The 4,051-nt window shown below is 37.8% G+C and carries 3 protein-coding genes; all 3 read right to left on the bottom strand.

The window, feature by feature from the left end:
• Positions 1 to 133: 133 nt before the first annotated feature.
• Positions 134 to 1,231, bottom strand: a complete 1,098-nt coding sequence (locus KA531_04010; GenBank protein ID MBP6006032.1) for a hypothetical protein — start codon at positions 1,229 to 1,231, stop codon at positions 134 to 136.
• Positions 1,232 to 1,481: 250 nt separating this feature from the next.
• Entirely contained in the window at positions 1,482 to 3,461 is a 1,980-nt protein-coding gene (locus KA531_04015) for a WecB/TagA/CpsF family glycosyltransferase (GenBank protein MBP6006033.1), read from the bottom strand.
• On the bottom strand, positions 3,454 to 4,051 hold a 598-nt coding region (locus KA531_04020), incomplete at its 5' end, for an O-antigen ligase family protein (protein MBP6006034.1). The genes KA531_04020 and KA531_04015, both read right to left, overlap by 8 nt.

The raw sequence follows: 4,051 nt of genomic DNA on the forward strand, positions 1-4,051 counted from the left end.
ACTCTTATCCCTGCTTGGTGCATATTCCAAGCTATGTGATAGCATTCGCATAGCGACACTCCTTCCTTGTTAATTAATTATCTAACAAAGATTATACGGGTGTTGTATTATTGGTGGGAATTTTCCGTCAATTTTATTCGAGCTTGAGACTAGAAAGTAAGCTTGAAATATCTTCAGACCCAGTTTGATCATTGATCACAAAAGCGCTATATTGAGAATTATTTGGTAAATTTACCAAATAGACCCTACCCTTAATATCAAGACCGTATTCAGCCATTTGATCCGCATTCAAGTTCTCAGCACTAAACTGGTAAATACTAAAACCATTGGTGGATTCAATCACGGTTGGATTAGTCAAATCTAAAGCCTGATTGGCTTGAGTCACCCCTTCTGAGGTTGAATCATCAAGCGCAAGTTTATAATTGCCTTGATCTTGATAAACTCCAGCTAAGTTATAGACAGTCCAACTACTAGCATCAGCTTCTGTGATACCGAAACTAATAGCACTTTTACCACTAAATCCAAAAACTGTTTTATACTGATCAACGATGTTAATTTCTCCATAGTCTTTTGGATATTTGAAGCTAAGTTTAAACTGAGAATTACTATACTCACTGGTTTGCTGACTAGCAATATTGCCTGAGAACTGAGCAATATTAGCCTCCAGAGACTTAATAAACTCTCCATTGGTCTTAACCTGATCAGTAAGCTGGGTAATTTCATCCTTGGTTGGAAATCCCAGATAATTAAATATCAAATAATATCCTACCCCCAGTGCTAGCCCTACCGAAACTATGATAGTAAACAACCATATTAGAAACCTTTTTGGAGCACTCGCTCTATTGTGGGAAATTACAACTTCTGGCTCACTAGAAAGGTCATCTACCTTGTCAGCCAAGTTGCCAATCATGCTTTGATTTACTTGACTGGCTGGGGCTACAGAACCGACTGGGTATTGCGAATTGACTGCGGGACTTTGCGAATTTGGAGCTACAGATTGATTTGGCATTGTCTGCCCCATTACGCCTGTATACGGAGCTGCAGGTCTAGGTTGAACCTGTGGTGAACCAACCGGTCTTCTTGGTACTTGACCTAGTGGTGGCTGGACTCCTGAAACTGAACGAATCTGAGGCCTAGTCGGTTGATTGATCTGGGGCCTTATAGGTTGTCCGGGCTGAGGCTGACCGCCATTGTAGTTTGGTTGTTGCGGTTGTTGGTAATTTGGTTGCATAGCTTTTCCTTTTATAATTCTTACGTTTATACAAATCATTATATAGTAGACTAGCCCCACTCGCAAGGAGACACCTTCTGCCATTAATTCCTATCAGGAAAGCAAAAAATATATTTTTACAAAAAATTAAATATGTATTTAGCTACCAGATTAGTCGAGGTGACACCTTGAGGTATTTTCGAGTTGATATTCTAGCTCTATAACTAAAGTACACAATAAACACTACAGTTTGTAAGGTGTCACCTCAATATTAGGAATTACGCCTAGATTCTTGATGCACTCTCCAGATAAACCTTGGGATAAATAATTGTCTTTTTAATCTAGTAGACGATGTACCACTTGGGCTAGTTAAGAGTCTCCAGGCCCATTCAAGATTGTGCTTACGAAGTATTGCGGGTGCTCGTTTATGATCACCACCAAGACTATCATAATCAAAACTACCACCCTCTGCGACGATCACTTTGGCTGTTATTACCTTATGATATTTTAGAATAAACTTTTCTTGCTTGCCAAGCCCCGTAGCTACAAATAAAATATCGGGACAAAACTTATTGATCTTCTCAATTATTTCTAGCTCCTGATCCTCTGAATAATACCCATCTAAAACCTGCAAATGATTGAATTTGCCAAAAATTTGATTGAGCTGATCCACTCTTGATTTAGGGTCATCTCCGCCAATAGTACTGATCTTAAGCTGATTTTTATGAGCATATCTCATAAGTGGTAGAGTGAAATCATTGCCTGCAAACTTCTCTGGAAGAACTCGACTAAACTTAGTTGGGTTAGAAATCAGTTCAAATAGACTCTTAAAGAGATCGATTAAGTTAGGTTTATACAGGGTTAAATAAGTCCCAGCCCATTGTAAAGCAACTCCATCTGGTACTATTATACCGATTTGATTAAGCTGCTCTATTTCGTTTTGACTAAAATTGTTAGGATTGAAATGTTCAACATAGGGTTTGATTATCACTAGAGGTTGGTTATTTTGACCTGACTGATCAAGTCTGGATTTAATTTTTTCGAGTAATTGATTGATTGTTATCGGGTCTATCATCCAGTCAAATATCTTGACTCTTGCCAGGGAAGAAAAATCAAAACTACTAGTCAATACCTCGAATTGTCTAATAAAATTCTCTGGTGAATAATCTACTGCAACTTGTTTCATCAAAGTGTCTGAGAAATCACTGGGATCAAACTCTTTTATTGTGCTAGCTAAGCTACTGGGGCTAATCAGATCAAGCAGGATACCAGTTTTGGGTTTAATAGTCTCCTTGAGACCACCAGCATTCCTAGCAATTACGGGAGTAGCTTGACTGAGAGCTTCGATTGGGGTGATCCCGAAGTCTTCAATACTTGGAAAAATAAATGCCTTTGCTTTGGCTAAAAGTATCAGTTTGTCCTCTTCTGAAACCCAACCTAGAAAAATAATATTGTCTAGATCTTTTGCAAGGTCTTCCAGTTGAGATTTTTCAGGACCATCACCTACAACTAATAGCCTATAATCATCTCCGAGCAATTTAAAAGCCTCGACCACCTGATCAACTAGTTTATATCTACTAAGAACTCCCAAATATATAAAATACGGCCTGGACAGATCAACTTGATCAGATAATTGTGGACTGGGTTTCAAGTTTGGATTTTTAATCAACTCTACTGGCGGATGAATAATCTGTACACTTTTTTTGTAATATTTTGAGATCCTTTTAGCTATATAGCTACTATTGGCAACCAACTTATCGATATCTTGATTGGCATGATAATCCCAGAGCCTCAATTGAGAAATATAAACATTGAGCAAGAGAAATGTTGGCCTAGCAAATATTGATAATTTTTCCAAATTCTCAACAAAATAACTAGGCCAGCTATCCCAAATCAAACGGTTTGGTGAGTTACAATAAACAATCTTGGTGGCACCAGGTTTCTTTGCTAGATTTTTAGTCCACCCAGATGAATTAATAATTAATAAGTCGTATTGTTTGGAAGGTAAACTTTTCAATCCAGATCTAATTAGAAACAGGAGGTATTTTGGGTTTTGCTTTAAAGCTTTGGGTAAGCGACTTAACCAGCTTGCCTTAACTTTACTTGAATCAAGATCTTGAAATCGATCTGGATCAAAGGTTAGGGTTAAGATATCAGCTTCTGGATACAGCTTGATTAATTGACGCAAGACCCTCTCAGCCCCTCCGTCTTTATGTGCGAGAAAATCATGAGCTATTGCTACTTTAGTCACTGATCTTTACCTTACTTCCAAGATAAGCAAATAAAACTACAGCCAGACTTGCATCGCTAAACCCGTGTAATAAGCTATTAATTACAAGATAACCCAATGCTAATCCGATTATTATTCTCCCTCGTTGATGATAAGCGTATTCAAAAATCCGAAAATAAACCAAAAAAATCAAGATTGCTCCCAGGATGCCAACTTGAATCATTTCTTGCAGAAAACTATTCTCTGGTACAAATCCAGACTTGAGTTGATAAGCACTAGCCCCAGCTGTGCCCAAACCATAGCCGAGCGGTTTATCAGTAATTGCTTGAATTGATTCCTTTAGATGATTAATTCTGACAGAATCAGAACCAACTAATCTGCCATCAAATTTACCATGTAGTAGCCAGCTTTCAACTCCTGTATCACTATAGATTAACAGTATACCCAATCCAATAGTCACAAGAACCATACAAACTCCAAGTCTTAACCAACTTTTCATATTCCAACTACTTGAGAATCTTACGAGTACGATAAGAACCATAGCAATCATTCCACTTCGTGAAAAACTTAACATTAGACCAATAATCATTGTGCTAAGGATAAGGTAGTAG

Source organism: Candidatus Saccharibacteria bacterium (assembly GCA_017983775.1).
GTDB lineage: Bacteria > Patescibacteriota > Saccharimonadia > JAGOAT01 > JAGOAT01 > JAGOAT01.